At 71.3% G+C, this 20,344-nt stretch carries 20 protein-coding genes and 2 pseudogenes; 7 read left to right on the top strand and 15 right to left on the bottom strand.

Annotation, left to right across the window (positions count from 1 at the left end):
• Nucleotides 1-109, top strand: a pseudogene (locus tag E3T54_RS00600) (integrase core domain-containing protein); the annotation flags it as partial.
• Here the strand turns inward: E3T54_RS00600 and E3T54_RS00595 are convergent.
• The 3 genes from E3T54_RS00595 to E3T54_RS00585 form a co-directional block, all read right to left on the bottom strand.
• Nucleotides 106-519 (bottom strand): molybdenum cofactor biosynthesis protein MoaE, encoded by a 414-nt coding sequence (locus E3T54_RS00595; RefSeq protein WP_092321204.1) that lies wholly within the window; start codon nucleotides 517-519, stop codon nucleotides 106-108. The pseudogene E3T54_RS00600 and the gene E3T54_RS00595 sit on opposite strands and share 4 nt — an antisense overlap.
• Entirely contained in the window at nucleotides 512-1,561 is a 1,050-nt protein-coding gene (moaCB, locus tag E3T54_RS00590) for a bifunctional molybdenum cofactor biosynthesis protein MoaC/MoaB (RefSeq protein ID WP_134474122.1), read from the bottom strand. The genes E3T54_RS00595 and moaCB overlap by 8 nt, the downstream gene beginning before the upstream one ends.
• Nucleotides 1,562-1,641: 80 nt before the next feature.
• Nucleotides 1,642-2,838 (bottom strand): ThiF family adenylyltransferase, encoded by a 1,197-nt coding sequence (locus E3T54_RS00585; RefSeq protein ID WP_241976976.1) that lies wholly within the window; start codon nucleotides 2,836-2,838, stop codon nucleotides 1,642-1,644.
• A 56-nt stretch (nucleotides 2,839-2,894) separates the two neighbouring features.
• On the opposite strand from E3T54_RS00585, the gene modA reads away from it, so the two are divergent.
• From modA to E3T54_RS00570, 3 genes are all read left to right on the top strand, one after another.
• Entirely contained in the window at nucleotides 2,895-3,674 is a 780-nt protein-coding gene (modA, locus tag E3T54_RS00580; RefSeq protein ID WP_134474121.1) for a molybdate ABC transporter substrate-binding protein, read from the top strand.
• Nucleotides 3,675-3,919: 245 nt separating this feature from the next.
• Complete coding sequence (locus tag E3T54_RS00575) at nucleotides 3,920-4,705, top strand: ABC transporter permease (protein ID WP_241976980.1); 786 nt, start codon at nucleotides 3,920-3,922, stop codon at nucleotides 4,703-4,705.
• Nucleotides 4,702-5,862 carry an ABC transporter ATP-binding protein gene (locus tag E3T54_RS00570; RefSeq protein ID WP_092321205.1) on the top strand — a complete coding sequence of 387 codons (1,161 nt, stop codon included), beginning with the start codon at nucleotides 4,702-4,704 and terminating at the stop codon, nucleotides 5,860-5,862. Before E3T54_RS00575 ends, E3T54_RS00570 begins: the two co-directional genes overlap by 4 nt.
• 154 nt (nucleotides 5,863-6,016) lie before the next feature.
• On the opposite strand, the gene E3T54_RS00565 is transcribed toward E3T54_RS00570, so the two are convergent.
• From E3T54_RS00565 to E3T54_RS00550, 5 genes and pseudogenes are all read right to left on the bottom strand, one after another.
• Nucleotides 6,017-7,627, bottom strand: coding sequence for a molybdopterin-dependent oxidoreductase (locus E3T54_RS00565; RefSeq protein WP_134474120.1), 1,611 nt, complete (start codon nucleotides 7,625-7,627; stop codon nucleotides 6,017-6,019).
• A 361-nt stretch (nucleotides 7,628-7,988) separates the two neighbouring features.
• A pseudogene (locus E3T54_RS17600) lies at nucleotides 7,989-8,189 on the bottom strand (encapsulin); the annotation flags it as partial.
• Nucleotides 8,111-8,425 (bottom strand): encapsulin, encoded by a 315-nt coding sequence (locus E3T54_RS17165; protein ID WP_241976975.1) that lies wholly within the window; start codon nucleotides 8,423-8,425, stop codon nucleotides 8,111-8,113. The pseudogene E3T54_RS17600 and the gene E3T54_RS17165, both read right to left, overlap by 79 nt.
• A gap of 32 nt (nucleotides 8,426-8,457) precedes the next feature.
• Nucleotides 8,458-8,826, bottom strand: a complete 369-nt coding sequence (locus E3T54_RS00555) for a hypothetical protein (RefSeq protein WP_134474119.1) — start codon at nucleotides 8,824-8,826, stop codon at nucleotides 8,458-8,460.
• Between the two features lie 81 nt (nucleotides 8,827-8,907).
• Nucleotides 8,908-9,297 (bottom strand): TraR/DksA C4-type zinc finger protein, encoded by a 390-nt coding sequence (locus tag E3T54_RS00550; protein ID WP_166804781.1) that lies wholly within the window; start codon nucleotides 9,295-9,297, stop codon nucleotides 8,908-8,910.
• Nucleotides 9,298-9,370: 73 nt separating this feature from the next.
• Here E3T54_RS00550 and E3T54_RS00545 point away from each other — a divergent pair, with 73 nt between their 5' ends.
• A complete protein-coding gene (locus E3T54_RS00545; protein WP_134474117.1) occupies nucleotides 9,371-11,869 on the top strand; it encodes an RNA helicase in 2,499 nt (832 codons plus the stop codon).
• Between the two features lie 22 nt (nucleotides 11,870-11,891).
• Here E3T54_RS00545 and E3T54_RS00540 read toward each other — a convergent pair whose 3' ends face one another.
• A complete protein-coding gene (locus E3T54_RS00540) occupies nucleotides 11,892-13,181 on the bottom strand; it encodes an MFS transporter (RefSeq protein ID WP_134474116.1) in 1,290 nt (429 codons plus the stop codon).
• Between the two features lie 60 nt (nucleotides 13,182-13,241).
• On the opposite strand from E3T54_RS00540, the gene E3T54_RS00535 reads away from it, so the two are divergent.
• Nucleotides 13,242-14,291 (top strand): Gfo/Idh/MocA family oxidoreductase, encoded by a 1,050-nt coding sequence (locus E3T54_RS00535; protein ID WP_134474115.1) that lies wholly within the window; start codon nucleotides 13,242-13,244, stop codon nucleotides 14,289-14,291.
• A gap of 45 nt (nucleotides 14,292-14,336) precedes the next feature.
• Here the strand turns inward: E3T54_RS00535 and E3T54_RS00530 are convergent, their stop codons facing one another.
• The 3 genes from E3T54_RS00530 to E3T54_RS00520 all read right to left on the bottom strand — a co-directional run bounded on the left by E3T54_RS00530 (nucleotide 14,337) and on the right by E3T54_RS00520 (nucleotide 16,266).
• The gene (locus tag E3T54_RS00530) at nucleotides 14,337-14,846 is read right to left on the bottom strand and encodes a hypothetical protein (protein ID WP_134474114.1); all 510 of its coding nucleotides are present in this window, start codon (nucleotides 14,844-14,846) and stop codon (nucleotides 14,337-14,339) included.
• Between the two features lie 159 nt (nucleotides 14,847-15,005).
• Nucleotides 15,006-15,902: a sulfurtransferase gene (locus E3T54_RS00525; protein ID WP_134474113.1), complete on the bottom strand. Its 897-nt coding sequence runs from the start codon at nucleotides 15,900-15,902 to the stop codon at nucleotides 15,006-15,008.
• Between the two features lie 85 nt (nucleotides 15,903-15,987).
• Nucleotides 15,988-16,266, bottom strand: a complete 279-nt coding sequence (locus E3T54_RS00520) for a LysM domain-containing protein (RefSeq protein WP_174775389.1) — start codon at nucleotides 16,264-16,266, stop codon at nucleotides 15,988-15,990.
• Here E3T54_RS00520 and E3T54_RS16945 point away from each other — a divergent pair.
• A complete protein-coding gene (locus E3T54_RS16945) occupies nucleotides 16,259-16,564 on the top strand; it encodes a hypothetical protein (RefSeq protein ID WP_174844373.1) in 306 nt (101 codons plus the stop codon). The genes E3T54_RS00520 and E3T54_RS16945 overlap by 8 nt on opposite strands.
• A 170-nt stretch (nucleotides 16,565-16,734) precedes the next feature.
• Here E3T54_RS16945 and E3T54_RS00515 read toward each other — a convergent pair whose 3' ends face one another.
• From E3T54_RS00515 to E3T54_RS00505, 3 genes are all read right to left on the bottom strand, one after another.
• A complete protein-coding gene (locus E3T54_RS00515; protein WP_134474111.1) occupies nucleotides 16,735-18,111 on the bottom strand; it encodes an L-serine ammonia-lyase in 1,377 nt (458 codons plus the stop codon).
• 146 nt (nucleotides 18,112-18,257) lie between these two features.
• Nucleotides 18,258-18,902: a CoA-binding protein gene (locus E3T54_RS00510; RefSeq protein WP_134474110.1), complete on the bottom strand. Its 645-nt coding sequence runs from the start codon at nucleotides 18,900-18,902 to the stop codon at nucleotides 18,258-18,260.
• The gene (locus tag E3T54_RS00505) at nucleotides 18,899-20,194 is read right to left on the bottom strand and encodes an O-acetylhomoserine aminocarboxypropyltransferase/cysteine synthase family protein (RefSeq protein WP_134474109.1); all 1,296 of its coding nucleotides are present in this window, start codon (nucleotides 20,192-20,194) and stop codon (nucleotides 18,899-18,901) included. The genes E3T54_RS00510 and E3T54_RS00505 overlap by 4 nt, the downstream gene beginning before the upstream one ends.
• Nucleotides 20,195-20,344: the final 150 nt, after the last annotated feature.

The raw sequence follows: 20,344 nt of genomic DNA, 5'->3' as shown, positions 1-20,344 counted from the left end.
CACCTACCAGGGCTGGATCCATAGCTACAATCACCACAGACCCCATACCGGCATCGGCGGCAAATCACCCATCGACCGCGTTCACAACGTCAGTGGGAACAACAGCTAGAGGCCGACCCATTCCGAGCTGCCGGCGGGGAAGTGCTGGCGTTTCCAGATCGGCACGGTGAGCTTGATCACCTCGACGAGCTCGGCGCACGCGGCGAAGGCCTCCGCGCGATGCGGGGCGGCCACGGCGGCGACCAGCGCGATGTCGCCGACCCGCAGCGGGCCGGTGCGGTGGATGGCGGCGACCCTGAGTCCGGTGCGGGCGGCGACGCCCTCGCAGCACTCGCGCAGGAAACGCTCGGCCTCCGGATGCGCCTGGTAGTCCAGCGCGGTCACGGCCCGGTCCTGATCGTGGTTGCGCACGATCCCCTGGAAGGACACCACGGCCCCGTTCTCGGCGGAGAGCACGAAGTCGTCCACGGCGTGCGGGTCAATGGGTTCCGCCGAGATGGCGGCCAGCACGTCAGCCACGGCCGGCCGCCGGAAGGCTCGCCCCGTGCGCGGATGTCTCGTGCGCGGGCGCCTCGTGCAGGCCGGAGCCGGACACCTGGTCGACGAGGTGGTCGAGCAGATCGCCCAGCACAGCCAGGCCGTCGCGCACCCCGCCAGCCGAACCGGGGAGGTTGATCACGACCGTGCGACCGGCGGTTCCGGCCAGTCCCCGGCTGAGCGCCGCGGACGGGGTGGTCTCCGCGCCGCGGCGGCGCAGGGCCTCGGCGATGCCCGGCAGCTCACGGTCGAGCACGGCAGCGGTCGCCTCGGGCGTGGCATCCGTGCGGGACACCCCGGTGCCGCCGGTCGTGATGATGACCGCCGGCTGGCCCTGCACCGCGGCGGCGAGGGCGGCGCCGATGTCGGCATCCGCCACCACCCGCGGGGGAGCCGTATCGTAGCCCAGGCCGCCGAGCCAGGCCGCGATGACCGGGCCGGTCGTGTCTTCGCGCCGGCCGGCGGCGCCCTGCGTCGAGGCGACGATGACCCGAGCGGTGCGGCCGGATGCCTCGGTCGAGCCGGTCTCGGGCACGTCGGGGGCCTCGGCCGTGTCGTCGCGCGTCCAGTGGCCGCGCTTGCCGCCGCTCTTGGAGTCCAGTCGCACGTCGGTGAGGGTCGCGCCCGGGTCGACGGCCTTGACCATGTCGTGCAGGGTGAGCCCGGCGATCGTCACGGCCGTGAGCGCCTCCATTTCGACGCCGGTCTGGCCGCGGGTCTTCGCCGAAGCCTCAATGTCGATGGTGTTCTCGCCGAGCCGGAAGCCGACGGTCACGGAGGAGAGCGGCACCTGGTGGCAGAGCGGGATCAGCTCGGAGGTCTTCTTCGCGGCGGAGATCCCGGCGATGCGCGCGGTGGCGAGCACGTCGGCCTTCGGCAGGTTGTCGGCCCGCACCAGGGCGAGCACCTCCGCGGTCGTGACGAACCGCGCGCTCGCGACGGCCACTCGGCTCGTCTCCGCCTTGTGGCCCACGTCGATCATGCGTGCGCGGCCGTCGGCATCCAGGTGAGTCAGCTCGGTCATGATGTCCATACTCTCGTGTTCGGCACTCGCGCGCGCGACCTGGCGGTCATCCGTGCTCGTTCGACCTTGCGGTCATCCGTTCAGTATCGCCTGAGCGCGAGGTCGATGGTGGCCGCCCAGTCGTCGATGCCGCCCTGCAGGGAGCGCACGCCGACCAGACCGCCACGCTCGAGGATGGCCCTGGCCCGGTCGGAACGCGGCCCGTGGTGGCAGTAGACGACGACGGGCGGGCCTCCCTGCAGCGCGTCCACGGCGGCCTGCGGGTCCCGCTCCAGGTCGCCGAGCGGCAGCAGCTGCGAGCCGGGGAGGCGGGACACCTCCGCCTCCCAGGGCTCCCGCACATCGACCAGGCGCAGTGGCGAGCCCGCAGCGAGGAGCTCGGAAAGCTCCCGCGCGTCGATGTCACGCATGGCGATGCCGGCCGGGGCGGCCGTGCCCGAGCCGGTGTCGGCATCCGTGGCCGTGGCCGTGCCGCAGAAGGCCTCGTAGTCGATCAGCCCGGTGACGGGGGTGCCCTCCGGGTCGCTCGCGTAGCCGACCTCCCGGAACGTTGCGCGCAGGCTGTCATAGATCGTGACCCGGCCGAGCAGCGGGTCGCCGACGCCGCTGACGAGCTTGATCGCCTCGGCCACCATGAGGGCCCCGATGACCGCGCAGACCGGCGGCAGGGCGCCGGCCTCGGCGCAGGAGGGCACCGTTCCCGGTGCCGGCGGCTCGGGGAACAGGTCGCGGTAGTGCGGCCCGCGGGCGGCCCAGCTCACGCCGGCCTGCCCGCCGAACTGGTGCACTGCGCCCCAGACGACGGGAATGCCGCTCAGGAGGGCGGCGTCGTTGGTGAGGTAGCGCGTGGCGAAGTTGTCGCTGCCGTCGAGCACGAGGTCGTAGCCGCTCATGATCTCCAGCGCGTTCGCAGCGGTGAGCATGGTGTCGTAGCCGACCGCGCGCACGGCCGGGTCGAGCGCGGCCACGGTCTCCAGCGCCGACGCGACCTTGCTGCGGCCGACGTCCCCGATGCCGTGGATCGTCTGCCGGGGCAGGTTGCTGGCTTCCACGGTGTCGGCGTCGATGATCCCGATGGTGCCGAAGCCGGCCGCGGCCAGGCCCGGGATGCTTGCGCTGCCCAGCCCGCCGGCGCCGACGACGAGCACCCGGGCGGAGGCGAGCCGGCCCTGGGCGGCCAGGCCGAAGCCGGGCAGGGAAATCGTGCGGGAGTAGCGCGCCACGCGGTCGGGGGACAGCGCGCCGCCCGGTTCAGCCAGCCCGTCGAACATGATCATGCTGCCTAGAATAAGCCTGTCGATGCCGTCAAGGGCGCGGAGACGGGAGGGACAACATGCCGGGATTCCAGATTCGGTCAGCGGCCGTGGCCTGCGCGGGGCTCGTGCTGCTGGCCTCCTGCGCCTCGGCGGCTCCCGCCGGCCCCGACCCGGATGCGGTCACCGGCACGGTCGTCGTTTTCGCGGCCGCGTCGCTGACCGAGGCGTTCACCGACCTCGCCGACGAGTTCGAGGCCGCGCATCCGGGCACAGCGGTCACCGTCAACCTCGGCAGCAGCGCGGCCCTCGCGCAGCAGCTCACCGCCGGCGCCCCGGCGGATGTCTTCGCCGCCGCCAATGAGGCGGCCATGGGCGTCGTGAGCGACGCGGGGCTGGTGCGGGGAGAGGCCGCGGTCTTCGCCCGCAACAGCCTCCGGATCGCCGTGCCGGCCGGCAACCCGGCCGGGGTCACCGGTTTGGCCGACTTCGCCCGCCGCGACCTGACCGTCGCCCTCTGCGCGCCCGAAGCTCCCTGCGGGATGCTCTCCGCCCGGGTGTTCGCCGACGCCGGGATCACCCCGGCCCCCGACACCCTCGAGCAGGACGTGAAGGCGGCGCTCGTCAAGGTGGAGCGTGACGAGGTCGATTGCGCGCTCGTGTACCGCACCGATGTCCTGGCCGCCGGCGGCGCGGTCGACGGGATCGACTTCCCGGGGGCGGACGAGGCGGTCACCGAGTATCCGATCGCGACGCTCGGGGACGCGCCGAATCCGGGGGCGGCTGAAGCGTTTTTGGACTTCGTGCTGTCCGGCACCGGGAGGGCGGCGCTGGCCGCAGCGGGATTCGGGGTCGGGTAGGCCCGGTCGGGTGCACACGCCCGACGCGCAACCGCCGACGCCGAAGCCGGCTGACGCCGACGCCCGGCGGTTCCGCGCCTCCGGCGGCGCGCGCGCCCTGCTCCTAGAATGAGCGTGTGCCGGCCTTCCGGCCGAGCTGGAGCGGCAGACGGGCGGGGCGGGACGTGGTCGGGTACGAGGTCCGGGCGGACGACAGGGCGGCGGCGCGTGCCGCCGGACGCGCCGGCGACCGGCGGGGTGGCGGAGTGCCGGGCGCGCTCTGGGTCCCCGCGGTCATCGCGATCGCATTCCTCGTGCTGCCGCTGGTCGCCCTCCTCGCGAAGGCTCCATGGGGCAGCATCCCGGAGCAGCTGTTCACGCCTGAAGTCGGGGATGCCCTCCGGCTCTCGCTGCTCAGCGCGCTCGCCGCGACGGCGTTGTGCGTGCTCTTCGGAGTTCCGCTCGCCTGGGTGCTCGTTCGCTCCTCCGACTGGGCCAGCCCGATCTTCCGGCGGGTGCTGCGCGCCCTCGTGCTCGTGCCGCTCGTGCTCCCGCCCGTCGTCGGCGGGGTCGCCCTGCTGCTGCTCCTCGGCCGGCGCGGACTGGCCGGACAATATCTCTACGACTGGTTCGGCGTATCCATCCCGTTCACGACGACCGCCGTCGTACTGGCGCAGACCTTCGTCGCGATGCCCTTCCTCGTTCTCGCGGTCGAGGGAGCGCTCCGCGGCGCCGACCGACGCTACGAGGATGCCGCCGCGACCCTCGGCGCATCCCGCTGGCTGATCTTCCGCCGGGTGACGCTCCCGCTCGTTGCCCCCGGCGTGAGCGCCGGCGCCGTGCTCTGCTTCGCCCGCGCGCTCGGAGAGTTCGGAGCCACGATCACCTTCGCCGGCAGCTTCCCCGGTGTCACCCAGACCATGCCGATCTCGGCCTACCTCGCGCTTCAGTCGAATCCGGACGGCGCCATCGTGCTCTCGCTCCTGCTGCTGGCCGTCTCCCTGGTCGTGCTGGTGAGCCTCCGCGACCGGTGGATCGGGGTCGGCACATGAGAGCCCCGGACCGGGCCGGGCAGGCGGCGCTCGAGGCGCTGGTCCTGGTCGAACGGGACGGGTTCCGGCTGGACGTTCGCCTCACGGTGCCGTCCGGGGGAGTCCTCGCCGTGCTCGGCCCGAACGGCGCGGGCAAGACCACGCTCCTTCGGGCGCTCGCCGGGCTGATCGTGCCGAACGCGGGCCGGGTGCGGGTCGGAGACCGGATCCTCGATGACCCGGCCGCGGGCATCCACCTGGAACCGCAGGCGCGCGGGATCGGCGTCGTGTTCCAGGACTACCTGTTGTTCCCGCACCTGAGCGCCCTCGACAACGTGGCATTCGGTCCGCGTGCCCACGGCGTGCCCGCACGGGAGGCGAGGGAGCGAAGCCAGGCCTGGCTGACCCGGGTCGGGATCGGCGACCGGGCCGGGGCGCGGCCGGCGGCGCTGTCGGGCGGGCAGTCCCAGCGGGCGGCCCTGGCCCGGGCGCTCGTGCTCGAACCCTCCGTGCTGCTGCTCGACGAGCCGCTCGCCGCCCTCGACGCGGCCACTCGGATGGACGTCCGCGCGGACCTCTCCGGCTATCTCCGCGAATTCGGCGGAGCCACCGTGCTGGTGACCCACGACCCGCTCGACGCCCTGATCCTCGCCGACGAGATCATCGTGCTCGAGGCCGGCGTGGTGACCCAGCGCGGCACGCCGCAGGAGGTCTCCCGCGCTCCCCGCACCGATTACGTCGCCCGCCTGGTCGGCCAGAACCTGCTTCGGGCCGCGAGCCTGCGGGGGCTGGCGGGGGGCGGCTCCGCGCTGACCCTGGCCGGCGGGCTCGAGGTGTCGAGTGCCGACGAGCCTTCCGCCGCGGGGATGCTCGCGCCCGGCTCCGCGGAGTCCGGGCCCGGCCAGTCGACTCCCGCGGCCGTGTTCTCTCCCTCCGCGGTCTTCGTGCACAGCGCGCGGCCGGGGGCGGGCTCGCCCCGGAACGTGTGGGCGGCGCGCGTCGCCGGGATCGAGCAGCACGCGGCGATCGTGCGCATCCGCTGCCTGACCGAACTCGGCGGTCACACGGTGCTCGCCGACGTCACCCCCGCGGCGATGGGCGAGCTCAGGCTGCGGCCGGGCGACCAGGTCTGGCTCAGTGTCAAGGCCGTCGAGGTGCACCTGACCGCCGCGGCCTGACCCGCCACCTGTGGCCGCAGCGGACGACAGCGGCCCGGACACCGGCGACCGAGTGTGACCGTTCCGGTCGAGTTGCTCGGGTGTGCCGGGCAAACTCGACCGCACGTGACAAAGTCGGAGTCGTCCGCTTTGGGAACAGGTGCCGGGCGATCCGTCAGCCGACGCGCACGGTGATGTCGTGCAGGCCGGTCGCGCCGTCGGGGGCCACAGCGCGGCGGGCCGACGTCTGCACGAGGCCGTCGGCATCCGTCGCCCGCACCCGCAGCGTGTGCTCGCCGGCCGGGGCATCCCAGCTCCACTTCCACTGCCGCCAGGTGTCGGCCGAGATCGCATCGGCGAGGGTCGCGGTGTTCCAATCGCCTTCATCCACCTGCACCTCAACCGCCCGGATGCCCGTGTGCTGCGCCCAGGCGACACCGGCGACGGTGACCGGTCCGGACGCCACCGGGGCGCCCGCCCGGGGCACGTCGATGCGCGAGGAAAGCTTGATCGGCCCGCGCTCCGACCAGCCGCGCGTGGACCAGTAGGCCACCTCCCGGTCGAACCGGGTGAGCTTCAGCTCGACCACCCATTTCGTGGCCGAGACGTAGCCGTAGAGGCCGGGCACGACCATCCGCACCGGGTAGCCGTGCTCCAGCGGCAGGGCGACCCCGTTCATCCCCACGGCGAGGATCGCGTTGCGGTCGTCGGTGAGGGCCTCGAGCGGCGTGCTCGCCGTCCAGCCGTCCTGGCTGCGGGAGAGCACCATGTCGGCGTCGCTGGTCGGCCTGGCCCCGGCGAGCAGCTTCCGGATCGGGTAGCCGAGCCAGGTTGCGTTTCCGATCAGGTCGCCGCCGACCTCGTTCGACACACAGGCGAGCGTCGTCGTGCTCTCCTCGAGCGGCAGCGCGAGAAGCTCGACGAAGTCGATTTCGATCTCGTTCTCGACCATTCCGGTGACCTTCAGCGTCCACTGGGACGCATCGATCCGTGGCACCCGCAGCGCCGTGTCGATGCGGTAGAAGGCGTCGTTGGGGGTGATCAGCGGCGCCAGGCCGGGGACGTCGACGGATGCGCCGGCCGGGATGGGGGCGGCCGGAACGGCGGGCGCGGGGAGTGTGAGCCGGGCTCGGGCGGCATCCGCGGCCCTCGCCCCGGCCTGCAGCAGTTGCCCGCCGACGGCCGCGAGGATGCCCACGCCGGCGCTTACCCCGGTCCAGGCGAGGAAGCGTCGCCGGTCGATTGCCCCCGCGGCCTGGTCTGCCTCCGCCGGAGCGGGCCGCACACGGAACTTCGTCGCGAATACCGTGATGAGGACGGCCGTGACGACCATCGCGACGACCGAAGGTAGGGCGTCGATGGCCGTCGCGTTCGCCCGGGTCACCGCGGCGAATACCGCGAGGCTGCCGAACACGATGGCGATGACGCGGCCGGCCGGCGGACGGCGGAACTCCAGCACGCCGGCGACGGCGGAGAGCAGGGCTGCGGCGAGCCCGACGCAAACGATGAGCACGGCCTTGTCGGCCGTACCGAACAGGCTGATCACGAGGTCCTTCAGCCAGGCCGGGGAGAGGTCGATGATGAGCGCGCCGATCACCAGGATCGGGCCGGCATTCGGGGCGAACAGGCCCGCAGTCAGCTCGGCGAGGCCGAGCCCGGCGAGCGCGGCGGCGACGCCGGCGAGGGCCGGGCGCCGCCACGGTCGAAGCGGCGTGGGGTGTGGCGGCGTGGGGCCAGGCTGCGGCGTGGGGCCAGGCTGCTGGGAGGGGGCTTCGCGGGAGGCCATGCGCCCAGCATAGGATCACCGCCGCAGAGTTTCCCGCTGAGCGAGCAGCTGCCGAAAGTCCCCGTTCCTGCCGAGAGTCGCCGCTGCAACGGCGAGTCTCGGCGGAAACGGCGAGTCTCGGCGCCCGGACCGGCGCTAGTGCTTCCGGCGGGCCAGCGCGATTGCAGCTTCCGGCGTGGCCACCCGGAAGCTGAAGGTATCCTGGAGGTACAGGTACAGGTACAGGTACAGGTACAGGTACAGGTACAGGTGCACGTGGTCGTCGTCGTGGTGGTCGCAGCCGACGGTGAGGTCCTGACCGGATTCGAAGAGGAAAGTCCCCGCCCCTGGTGCTCAGGACCACCCCACCGTGTACGCCGGGCGCCCAGATCACCGGGCCGTCCAGGATCATGAGCACATGCTCGACGAGGGGATTGCCGTCGTCGACGGACTCGAGGATGGCGGTATAGTCGGCCGGCCCGACGGCCAGAGCGTATGGCCCCGTCACACCGCTCCGGAGCAGGATCTCGACGGCGTCGGCGATCCGGCTCGGGTAGTCCTCGAAGTCCTCCACCCGCGGCACCTCCGGATGCGGCGAGGCCTCCGTGATGCCGACGATGCCCATGGCCCGCCGACCGGGGAATCCGCTGCCCCCTCGGTGGAGCCGAGGCTCGTCGCCGAATACGTCCAGCCGTGCGGGCCGTCGAAATCGACGACCCGGCGGGCGCCGAGCGGCACGCCGAGCCGCTCCCGGGCCTCGGAGTCGATGAGTTTCCAGCCTCGGTCGGAGATCGGTGCCAGGCGGAGCAGATGGTCCATGCTTACGATTCGCGTCCCTTCAGACTTCCGATTCAGAGCGAAGGGTCGGCTGCCGCGTCCTCCGGCGGCGCCGTCGTCTCTGCTCCCGCGGTGGCCGCGGCCTCCGCGTGCTGGCCGTTGTGCACGATGTCGCCGTCCTGGAACAGGATGCCGCGGGCGATGTCGTGCCAGATCGGCGTCCTGCGGAGGAGGAACTCGAGGTCCATGCAGAAGTGCTTGAACTCCTCGCCGAGCGAGTCGTTCATGATGGCCCGGGCGGTCGCATCCGGCTCGAGCGAAATCCTCTGCTCGTACCAGCCGATCGGCTCGGCTTCCTCGGTGAGGTTCGCGCACATCCGGGCGAAGGTCCGCGTCTCGGCGGACAGCTCCCCGGCCGGCTCGTGGGATTGGTCAATACCCATCGGGACTCCTCCTTTGGACATGTCGGCCGCGCGCCCGCCATGTCGCTGTCGAGGAGCTCGGGGCGTTTGCCTGAAATGGGGTCAGGCAGTCCGTGCCGTTTCGAGTTCCCGCGCGCAGGCGATGCACAGTGCGGCCGCGGGGCGGGCCTCCAGCCGGGCGCGGCCGATCGGTTCGCCGCGGCGGGTGCAGACGCCGTAGGTTCCGTCCGCGATGCGCTGCAGCGCCCGGTCGATCCCCGCCAGGCGCTCCGCGAGCTCGCTGTGCACGCCCGACAACGTCGACCACTCGGCAGACAGGGTGGGGCCGTCCGGGTCGTGCTCGTCGTCCGCGGAGGCGTCGCTCCTGGCCTCGCGCACCTCACCGAGCGAACCGGTCAGCCGGTCGAGGTCGGCCGCGGTGTCCAGCCGCTCCCGGCGAAGAAGCGTCTCGAAGTGCGCCAGCGCGGAAACCGCGAACCGTGATTCGGCCATGAGCCATTCTCCCACCGGTCCGGAATCACCGGTGTGAGGAATCACAGGCGCGATAGGGCAGGATCGAAGGATCATGGCAACCCTCACCGCCCTCCCTCACGTCACCGACCCCGACGTCCTGTTCGAGGCGTTCGAACTGTGGGCCGGGCAGCAGGGCCTGGCGCTGTACCCGGCGCAGGAGGAAGCGCTGATCGAGATCGTCTCCGGCGTGAACCTCATCCTGAGCACCCCCACCGGCACCGGCAAGTCGCTCGTAGCCGTGGGCGCCCACTTCGCGGCCCTCTCGGCCGGAAAGCGCAGCTTCTACACGGCGCCGATCAAGGCCCTGGTCAGCGAGAAGTTCTTCGCCCTGGTCGAGATCTTCGGCGCCGAAAACGTGGGCATGATGACGGGCGACTCCTCGGTCAACTCGGATGCCCCGATCATCTGCTGCACGGCGGAGATCCTCGCCAACCTGGCCCTGCGCGGCGGCGAGGACACCCAGGTCGACCAGGTGGTGATGGACGAGTTCCACTTCTACTCCGACCCCGACCGCGGCTGGGCCTGGCAGGTGCCGCTGCTCCTGCTGCCGCGGGTGCAGTTCATCCTCATGTCGGCCACGCTCGGCGACGTGACCGACATCGCCGGCGACCTCAGCCGGCGCACCGGATGCGCCACCGCCGTCGTCACCGGCGTCGAACGGCCCGTGCCGCTGCACTTCTATTACGAAACCACCCCCGTGCACGAGACAGTGGAGGACCTGCTCAAGACCGGCCAGGCCCCCGTCTACATCGTGCACTTCTCCCAGGCCGCGGCCCTGGAACGCGTGCAGGCGCTGAGCAGCGTCAAGGTGGCCACGAAGGAGCAGAAGGACGCGATCGCGGAGCTGATCGGCGAGTTCCGGTTCACGACCAGCTTCGGCAAGACCCTGTCCCGGTTCATCCGGATGGGCATCGGCGTGCACCACGCCGGCATGCTGCCCAAGTACCGGCGGCTGGTCGAGCAGCTCGCCCAGCGCGGGCTGCTCCGGGTGATCTGCGGCACCGACACGCTCGGCGTCGGCATCAACGTGCCCATCCGCACCGTGCTGTTCACGGCGTTGACCAAGTACGACGGCATCCGGATGCGCCAGCTCAACGCCCGCGAGTTCCACCAGATCGCCGGCCGGGCGGGCCGGGCCGGCTACGACACGGCCGGGACCGTGGTCGTGCAGGCGCCCGACCACGAGACCGAGAACCTCAAGGCCGTGGAGAAGGCCGGCGACGACCCCAAGAAGAAGCGCAAGATCATCCGTAAGAAGGCGCCGGAGGGATTCGTGTCCTGGGGCGAACCGTCGTTCCGGCGGCTCGTCGACGCCGAGCCGGAAACCCTCACCTCGAGCATGCAGATGACCGCGGCCATGCTGATCAACGTGATCGCTCGCGGCGGCGACGCGTTCGCGAACGTGCACGCGCTCGTGTTCGACAACCACGAACCGTGGAAGCGCCAGCTCGCCCTGGCCCGGCGCGCGCTCGGGATCTACAAGACGCTTCGGCAAGCCGGGATCGTGCAGCAGGGCGCGAACGGCGAGATCCGCCTCACCGTCGACCTGCAGGCGAACTTCGCGCTCAACCAGCCCCTGTCGCCCTTCGCGCTCGCCGCCTTCGACCTGCTCGACCAGGAGGCGCCGACCTACTCGCTCGACATGATTTCGATCGTCGAGGCGACCCTGGACGACCCGCGTCCGGTGCTCAGCGGCCAGCAGTTCGCGGCGCGCGGCGAGGCCGTGGCCGCGATGAAGCGGGAAGGCATCGAGTACGACCAGCGGATGGAGCTGCTCGAGGAGATCACCTACCCCAAGCCGCTCGAGGAACTGCTCGGCTACGCCTTCGAGACGTACAAGCAGTCGCAGCCGTGGATCGCCGACTTCGCGCTCAGCCCCAAGACCGTCGTGCGCGACATGTACGAGCGGGCCATGTCGTTCGGCGAGTTCATCGCCTTCTACAAGCTCGCCCGCAGCGAGGGCGTCGTGCTGCGCTATCTCTCCGACGCCTACCGCGCGGCCCGGCAGACGATCCCCGACGAGGCCAAGACCGAGGACCTGCTCGACCTGATCGAGTGGCTCGGCGAGCTCGTGCGCCAGGTCGACTCGAGCCTGCTCGACGAGTGGGAGGAGCTCATCCACCCCAACCTGGCCGCGCACGAGGCGAACGCCCACGCGGTCGTGCCGCCGGCGCCGCACCGGCTCACCACCAACGTGCGGGCCTTCCGGATCCTCGTGCGCAACGAGCTGTTCCGCCGGGTGCAGCTCGCCGCGCTCGAGCACTACGACGAGCTCGGCGACCTCGACGGCACCCACGGCTTCCCCGCCGACACCTGGGCCGACGCCATGGACGGCTACTTCGCCGAACACGACGAGGTGCTCACCGGCGCGAACGCGCGCGGCTCGGGCCTGCTCATCCTCGACGAGGGAGCATCCGTCTGGACTGCCAGGCAGATCCTGGATGACCCGGCCGGTGACCACGACTGGGGGATCAGCGCGACGGTCGACCTCGCCGACTCCGACGAGCAGGGCTTCGCCGTCATCCGGGTGACCGGGGTGAACCGGCTCTAGCGGGACTCGCCGACGGCAAAGGTCAGCGGGCGGCAGGCTCCTCGGTGGTGGTGGTGGTGGTGGCGGGGGCCTCGGGTGCGGTCGGCAGCCGGCGCATCCCGGTGAGCGGGGAGAACGCCACGAACGAGCAGCTCAGCAGCGAACCGGCGAGCGCGATCCACATCGTGGCGACGATGCCGATGTATCCGCCGAGGGCGCCGCTCAGCAGAGAGGCGATGGGCATGACGCCCCAGACGAAGAACCGGATCGACGCGTTCATCCGGCCGAGGAGCCGCGGCGGGCAGAGGCGCTGGCGGAGGGTCACCTGGGTGATGTTGTAGACCAGCACGGTGAACGCGATCACGAATTCGGCGGCGACGAGCACGGCCAGGGAGGCCGGCGCCGGCAGGAACGAGGCAAGCGGGAAGAGCGCGAACACGACGGCGCCGAGCAGGGCGGCCACGGTGATGATCGTGCCCTCGCCCACCCAGGCGGCAAGCCGCGGAGTGGCCAGGGCGCCGAGGAGGCCGCCCACCGCGCCGAACGAGAACATGATGCCGAGGCCGGCCGCGCCCAGGTCCAGGTCTCGCAGCACGTACAGCGGCAACAGAGTGAGGGCCAGGGTGGCGAAGAAATTGGAACTCGCCGTCGTCGCGGCGATGCTGCGGATCAGCGGCTGGCCCCAGACGAACCGCACGCCCTCCGCGATCTCCCGCGGCAACGACTGGCGTTGCGTGCGGTCCGCGGGAACCTCGTCGTCACGGATGCGCCCCAGCATGACGGCCGAGACCAGGTAGGAGACCGCATCGATGACCAGGAGGACGGGGGCGCTGACGACCGTGAGGAGTGCGCCGGCGAGGCCGGGACCGGCGATGCGGGAGACCTGCGAGGTCGCCTCGAGGGTCGAGTTCGCCTGTCCGACCTGCTCCGATCGCACGAGGATGGGGATGTAGCTCTGGTACGACACGTCGAAGAAGACGGTGGCCGCACCCATCACGGCAGCGACCAGGTACAGGTGCCAGATCTCGAGCGCGCCGGCGACCCAGAGCAGCGGGATGGCGGCCAGGGTGACCGCCCGGACGAGGTCGGCCGCGATCATGACGCGGCGCTTGAGCCACCGGTCGACCCACGCGCCCGCGGGCAGCCCGACGACGAGAAAGGCCGCCGTGCTCGCCGCGTTCAGCACACCCATCTCCCACTCGACCGCGCCGAGCAGGGTGACCGCCAGAAAGGGCAGGGCCAGCGAAGTGAACTGCACCCCCAGCACGCTGATGCCCTCGGCACCCCAGAGCCAGAGGAACCTGCGGTCGCGGTGCACATTGGGCGGGGTCATCCGGCCATACTCGCACCCCGTGCCCCTCGCCCGTGGGAACCTGGCGGGTACGTTGGAGGCATGCCAGAGCCCACAGCCGTCACGGCCCCGATCCGCACCGGAATCATCGGCTTCGGAACCTCGGGGCGGATCTTCCACGCCCCGTTCGTCTCCGCCAACCCCGAGTACTCGCTCGACCAGATCGTGACCGCGAACCCGGAGCGGCGGATGGAGGCGATCCACCTCTACCCGGATGCCGAGGTCCTGGCCACCGCCGACGACCTGCTCAACCGGGTCGACGACCTCGACCTCGTCGTGATCGGTTCGCCCTCGGGGACCCACGTCGACCTGGCCCACGCGGCCCTCGATGCCGGCGTGGCCGTGGTCGTGGACAAGCCCTTCTCAGTGACCCCTGAGCAGGGACGCGGCGTGATCGAGAAGGCCGAACGGCTGGGGCTGCTGCTGACCGTCTTCCAGAACCGGCGCTGGGACGGCGACTTCCTCACCCTGCGTTCGCTCCTTGCCGACGGGGCCCTGGGCACGGTTCGACGGTTCGAGTCACGGTTCGAATGGTGGAAGCCCGAACAGGCCAAATCGTGGAAGGCCACGGCAACGGCGGCCGAGGGTGGCGGCGTGCTCTACGACCTGGGCGCGCACCTCATCGACCAGGCCATGCTGCTGTTCGGCCCCGTCGACGATGTCTATGCCGAAGTTCTCACCCGGCGCACGGGAGGCGCCGCCGACGACGACACGTTCGTCGCCCTGCACCACGGCTCCGGCGTGCACTCACACCTGTGGATGAACGGCATGGCCGCGCAGGTCGGGCCGCGGTTCCACGTGCTCGGCTCCACGGCCGGCTATACCAAGTGGGGTCTGGACGGGCAGGAGGCCGCGCTGAAGGCGGGGGCACTGCCCACCGACGACGGCTTCGGCCTCGACGCCGAAGCGACCTGGGGCGTGCTCGGGCGCGACGGCGACCTGGCCCGGGTTCCGACCGAGCGCGGCAGCTACGCGTCGTTCTACGCGGGGCTGGCCGACGCGATGCTCCGGGGAGCGCCGGTGCCGGTCAAGCCCCGCGACGCCCTGCACGTCATCGATGTGATCGAACGGGTTCACCGCCTGGCCGGCTGATCAGGCCAGGGGTGTCGGCCGTTCCAGCCGGACAGGCGGTCGGCGTCAGCTGCCGGATTCGGTGTCGGCCGTGTCGTCCACGTCGTCGGTGTCGTCGTCGTGCCCGGGACCGTGCCCGGGACCGTGCCCGGTTTCGGTGCTCGTGATGGTGAACGACTTGTCCAGCTTCAGGGTCGCCCGGGTCCCGTCGGACTGGATGATGTGGGCCTCGTAGGCGGCGCCCTCGGCGTCGTTCTCCACCCGCTGGATCTCGGCATCCGGGTATTTCGCGGTGACTGCGGCGGTCACCCTGGCGGCCGTGTCGCCGGTGAGCAGAGCCTCGGCCGTGCCGTCCCGGCCGAGGTGGTCGCCGGCGCTTTCGTCGCGCTCGGGCCCGGTGCCGTCATGGTGGCCGGGGCCGTGGTCGGAGCGGTCGTCCGGCGCAGCCGTCGACGTGTCGTTCGGGGTGTCCGTGGCCGCGGACGCCGACGAGAGGGCTGTCGCGCCGATCGCACCGCCCAGCAGCATGGCGCCCGCGATCGAGGCGCCGATTGCGGTCTTCTGTCTCTTATTCATGTGGTGTCTCCTCCGTCAGCGGCCTCGAGGATTCGGGGCGCGCACTCTGTCGTGACTCCACCGTGCAGGGACCGGCTATCGACGACGTATGACGAGCCTGAAAGACAGCTGGGTATCGGTGAGTGAGCCCGGAAACCGCCGGCCGGGCATCCGCAACCGTCAGGCCACCGTCACGGCCAGGGGCGCATTCTCGTCTGCGGTCCATTCGTTGAGGGAGCCGTCGAAGATGGCGACGTCGCCGTGCCCGGCCAGGGTCAGCGCGAGGGCGCTCGCCGCGGCGGCGATCCCCGCGCCGCAGTAGGTGACGACCCGGCCGCCGGACGCGGCAGCGGGGGCGACGCGAGCCGTCAGCTCGTCGCCGCGGAGGAACGCGTTCGTGGCCCGGTCGACGAGGCGGCCGGCGGGGAGGCTCACGCTGCCCGGGATGTGGCCCCGGCGCGGGCGCGCGCCGGCCTCGCCCGAGAACTCGGCGGCCGGGAGCGAGCAGACGAGGGACGCATCCGTGACGCCGGCCAGGACCGACTCGACGAACGCCTTATCGACCCACAGCTCGGGGCGCACAACGGCCTCGAAGCGGCGCCCGGCCCGTGCGGCCACGTGGCCGGTTCGGGTGGGGCGCAGCTCCGCCTTCCACTTGGTGAGGCCGCCGTCGAGCACCGAGACGTTGTCGTAGCCGAAGGAGCGGAACAGCCACCAGATCCGCGACGCCCACTGGCCGACCGAGCCGTCGTAGACGATGACCCTCGTGTGGTTGTCGATGCCGACGGATGCCGCGGCACGCTCGAACTGCTCGGCGCTCGGGCGGGCGAAGTCGAAGCCGCCGTCGGGGTCGGAGAAGACGTCGAGCAGGTTCGCGAAGATCGCGCCGGGCAGGTGGCCGACGACGAGGTACTGGTCGTAGCCGCTCAGCCAGCGCTGCCCGCCGCCGGGCGCGGAGACCTGCAGGACCGTCGCGTCGAGCACCACGAGGTCTTCGGCCCCCTGGTGGTCGGTGAGCCACTGGGTGGAGACGAGGAGCGAGGACGTAGCGGGGGAGGGGAAGGCTGGGGAAGACATGCGGCAACGCTAGCCGGGCGGCCCGGCCGCCGCCCGGTCTGCCGCAACAGGAGGTAACGCGTGGCGCGTCCCGCCGTGGGTCGCGCTACCGCTGGGCCTTCCAGTCGAGATTGATGATCTGCTTGATGTAGATGCTCTCGCCCAGCCCCGGCACGGACGGGTTCATCTTCAGCATCATCTGCACCGGCACGTTGAACCGCTGCGCGATGTCGAAGAACGAATCGCCCTCGACGACCGTGTAGGTGAGGAGGGCCCCGCCCCCGGATGCCGTCGTCGTCCCGCGGGCTCCCGGCGTGGAGCCGAGGTCCTGGGCGGGGCCCTGGGGCAGGGGCTTCGGCTCGGCGTTGGGCGTCAGCGTGGGCACCTGCGGATTCGGCACGAGCGGGGCCTCGGCGACGGGCGTCGGCGTCGGGGTCGCGGTCGGAGTCGGTGTGGGCGTGGAAGCGGGGGTCGGGGTGACCGTCGCCGTGACCGTCACGACCGGCGCCGGTGCGGCGGCGCATCCGGCCAGGGCGAGCAGCAGGACCGCGGCGGCCGCCGCGATGGTCGCCCCGGTCGTGGCGCGGCGCAGGAATGTCTGGCTGGTGATTGTGGCCCCCCCGGGATACCTCTCGACTGAGAGCGCCCGCGCGCTTTGGCGCGCCGACGTCCCGCCAGTCTAGGCCGCGCCGTCCCGCCCGCGTCCGCCCCAGTCCGCCCCAGTTGGGGCGCCGGCACGGCGCGCGTCACGTTCGCGCCCGTTGTGTGCGCCGAGTTTCACAGTTCCGGTCGAGTTCACCTGGTGCGCGGGGCAAACTCGACCGCAAGCGCCAATCTCGGCGCGGAGGGGCGGTCAGCACTCGATGACGTTGACCGCGAGTCCGCCTTCGCTGGTCTCCTTGTACTTGGTCATCATGTCGAGTCCGGTCTGGCGCATGGTTTCGATCACCGTGTCGAGCGAGACGAGGTGCGTGCCGTCGCCGTGCAGCGCGAGGCGTGCGGCCGACACCGCCGTCGACGACGCGATCGCGTTGCGTTCGATGCAGGGAACCTGCACGAGGCCGCCGACCGGGTCGCAGGTGAGCCCCAGGTGGTGCTCCATGGCGATCTCTGCCGCGTTCTCGACCTGGCGGGTGGTGCCGCCGAGCACGGCGCACAGGGCGCCGGCGGCCATGGCGCAGGCGGAGCCGACCTCGGCCTGGCATCCGCCCTCCGCGCCGGAGATCGAGGCGTTGGCCTTGACCAGCGAACCGATGGCGACGGCCGTGAGCAGGTAGCGACGGATGCCCTCGGCGTCGGCCCCCGGAACGAACTTCAGGTAGTAGTGGCCGACGGCGGGGATGATGCCGGCCGCGCCGTTGGTGGGGGCCGTGACGACGCGGCCGCCGGCGGCGTTCTCCTCGTTGACGGCGAGCGCGAAGGCGTGCAGCCACTCGGTCGAGGTGTCGCGATCGCGCAGGGGGAGGCTGTCATATTCCTCCAGGCGCATACGAACCTTGGCGGCCCGCCGTTTCACGCCGAGACCGCCGGGGAGCGTGCCGTCGCCCGCCAGTCCGGCCTCCACGCAGGTGTGCATGGCGTCCCAGATCGCGTCGAGTCCGGCGTCGAGCCCCTCGGCGCCGTGGATGGCTTCCTCGTTGGCGCGGGCCACGTCGCAGATGCCGATGTCGTGCGTGTCGCAGAGGGTGAGCAGTTCGTTGCTCGACGCGTAGGGGAGCGGCTGGGCCACGGTCGCCGGGGGGCGGATGGGGTCGCCGTCGCGGCGGATGAAGCCGCCGCCGATCGAGTAGTACGTCTCCTCGAACAGGGGCTGGGCATCCGATTCGCCCCACGCCCGGATGGTCAGGGCATTGGGGTGGCCGGGCAGCCGGGTGCGCGGCTCGAAGGTCACGTCGCTCTTGCTGATCGGGATCTCTCGGGTGCCGCGCAGGCGCAGGGTGGCGCCGTCCTGCAGTTTCGACCAGGCGAATCGCACGTCGTCGGGATCGCAGCTTTCGGGCCGGAAGCCGGCGAGCCCGGCCAGGACGGCGTCGGGCGTGCCGTGGCCGAGACCGGTGGCGCCGAGCGAGCCGTAGAGCGAGCAGGTGATCCGTCGCACCTCCGGCAGGTGCCCGCTCGCGGCGAGGTTGTCGGCAAACGTGAGGGCGGCCCTCATCGGGCCAACCGTGTGGGAACTGGATGGACCGATGCCGATGGAGAAAAGGTCGAGAGCCGAGACGTACGCTGTCACGCCCCCCATGTTACGGGGACTGTCGTGCATAAAGCGTGCGCGGATCGCGTGTTCTCGCCCCGTTCCTCCCCGCGAAACCGCAGTTGTGCGCGTTATTCCGCCGATATAACGCGCGCAACTGCGGTTTCGCGGGGGGTGGGGACGGGCTAGCGGATGGTCTTGCGGGCGGTGATCTGGCCGGTGTCGAAGCCGAGCAGGTGCAGCCCTCCGTTGAAGCGGGCGTGCTCGATCTTGATGCACCGGTCCATCACGACCGTGAGCCCCTTCGATTCGCCGTACTCCGCGGCATCCTGGTTCCAGATGCCCAGCTGCACCCAGACCGTCGGCGCGCCGATGGCGAGCACGTCGTCGATGACCGACGGGATGTCGCTGCCGCGCCGGAAGACCACGACGATGTCGGGCACCTCGGGCAGGGAGGCGAGGTCGGGATAGGCCTTCTGGCCGAGGATCGTGTCGGCGTTGGGGTTCACGAAGTAGACACGGTAGTCGCTCGACTGTTGCAGGTAGGTGCCGACGAAGTAGCTGGAGCGGGCCGGGTTCGGCGACGCCCCGACGATGGCGACGGATTTCGCCGCGCGCAGGATCTTCAGCCGCGCCTTCGCGTCGGGTCCGATCCAGGTGCGCTGCGAGTGCAGCAGCTTCGCCAGCGGCGAGCCGGCCGGCACGTCACAGCTCAGGCCGTTGGCCAACTGCACGGTCTCGGTGACGGCGGGCGCGGCATCCGTCGCCGGGGCGGCTGCCGCCGTGTCCGTGTCGGTGACGGTGCCGGTGACGGTCGTGTCGGTGCTCATTTGCTTCCTCCCACGGCCTGCGCGAGGGCCTGGTCCAGATCGTAGATGATGTCGTCGACGTCTTCGATGCCCACGCTGATCCGCACCCCGCCGGGCTGCACGCCCGCGTCGGCGAGCTGCTGCTCGCTCAGCTGCGCGTGCGTGGTGGAGGCCGGATGAATCACGAGCGTTTTCGCGTCGCCGATGTTGGCGAGGTGGCTGGCCAGGTTCACCGAGTCGATGAACGTGCGGCCGGCGTCCCGGCCGCCCTTCACGCCAAAGCTGAACACGGAGCCGGGACCCTTGGGCAGGTACTTGAGTCCGCGCTCGTAGTGCGGGTGGCTCGGCAGGCCGGCCCAGTTGACGTGGTCGACCCGCGGGTCGGCATCCAGCCATTCGGCGACCGTGCGGGCGTTGTCGACGTGCGCCTGCATGCGGAACGGCAGCGTCTCGACGCCCTGGGCGAGCAGGAACGCGGAGTGCGGGGCGAGGGTCGGCCCGATGTCGCGCAGCTGCTCGGCGCGGAGGCGGGTGAGGAACGCGTATTCGCCGAAGTTGCCCGACCACTGCAGGCCGCCGTAGCTGGGCACCGGGTCGCCGAACAGGGGGAATTTATCGCTGTGCCAGTGGAACCGGCCGCTCTCGACGACGACGCCGCCGAGGGTGGTGCCGTGCCCGCCGAGGAACTTGGTCGCCGAGTGGATGACGATGTCGGCTCCCCACTCGAACGGTCGGGTCAGGTAGGGCGTCGCGATCGTCGAGTCGATGATCAGCGGGATGCCTGCGGCATGGGCTACCTCGGCGAGCCCCTCGATGTCGGCGACCTCGCCGGACGGGTTCGCGACGGTCTCGGCGAAGATCAGCTTCGTCTTGTCGGTGATCGCGGCCGCGTAGTCGGCCGGGTCAGCGCCCTGCACGAACGTCGTGTCGATGCCGAAGCGGCGCAGCGTCACGTCGAGCTGGGTGATCGAGCCGCCGTACAGGTTCGCGCTCGAGACGATGTGGTCGCCGGAGCCGGCGAGGCTGGCGAAGGTGATGTACTGCGCGGACAGGCCGCTCGCGGTGGCGACGGCGCCGAGGCCGCCCTCCAGGCTCGCGATGCGTTCCTCGAACGCGGCGACGGTGGGGTTGGCCAGGCGCGAGTAGATGTTGCCGTACTTCTGCAGGGCGAAGCGGGCCGCGGCATCCGCGGTGTCGTCGAACACGAACGCGCTCGTCTGGTAGATCGGCAGCGCGCGGGCGCCGGTCACCGCATCGGGGATGTTCCCGGCGTGGATTGCCCTGGTCTTGAAGCCGTACTCGCGATCTGTCATGGCCTCACGGTACCGAAAGGGGCTGGGACCGGCATGGTGGCGTGTAACAGGGCGCAACGGATGCCGCAGTCGCGCGGGCGGCGCGGGACGTGCGCCGCTGCGCGGGAGTTCGGCCACGCGCGAAGCGGCGCAGCTCCCGCGCGAAGCGGC

This window comes from Cryobacterium sp. Sr8 (assembly GCF_004403225.1).
Taxonomy (GTDB): Bacteria; Actinomycetota; Actinomycetes; order Actinomycetales; family Microbacteriaceae; genus Cryobacterium; species Cryobacterium psychrotolerans.
This window is presented reverse-complemented; position numbering and strand designations above follow the sequence as displayed.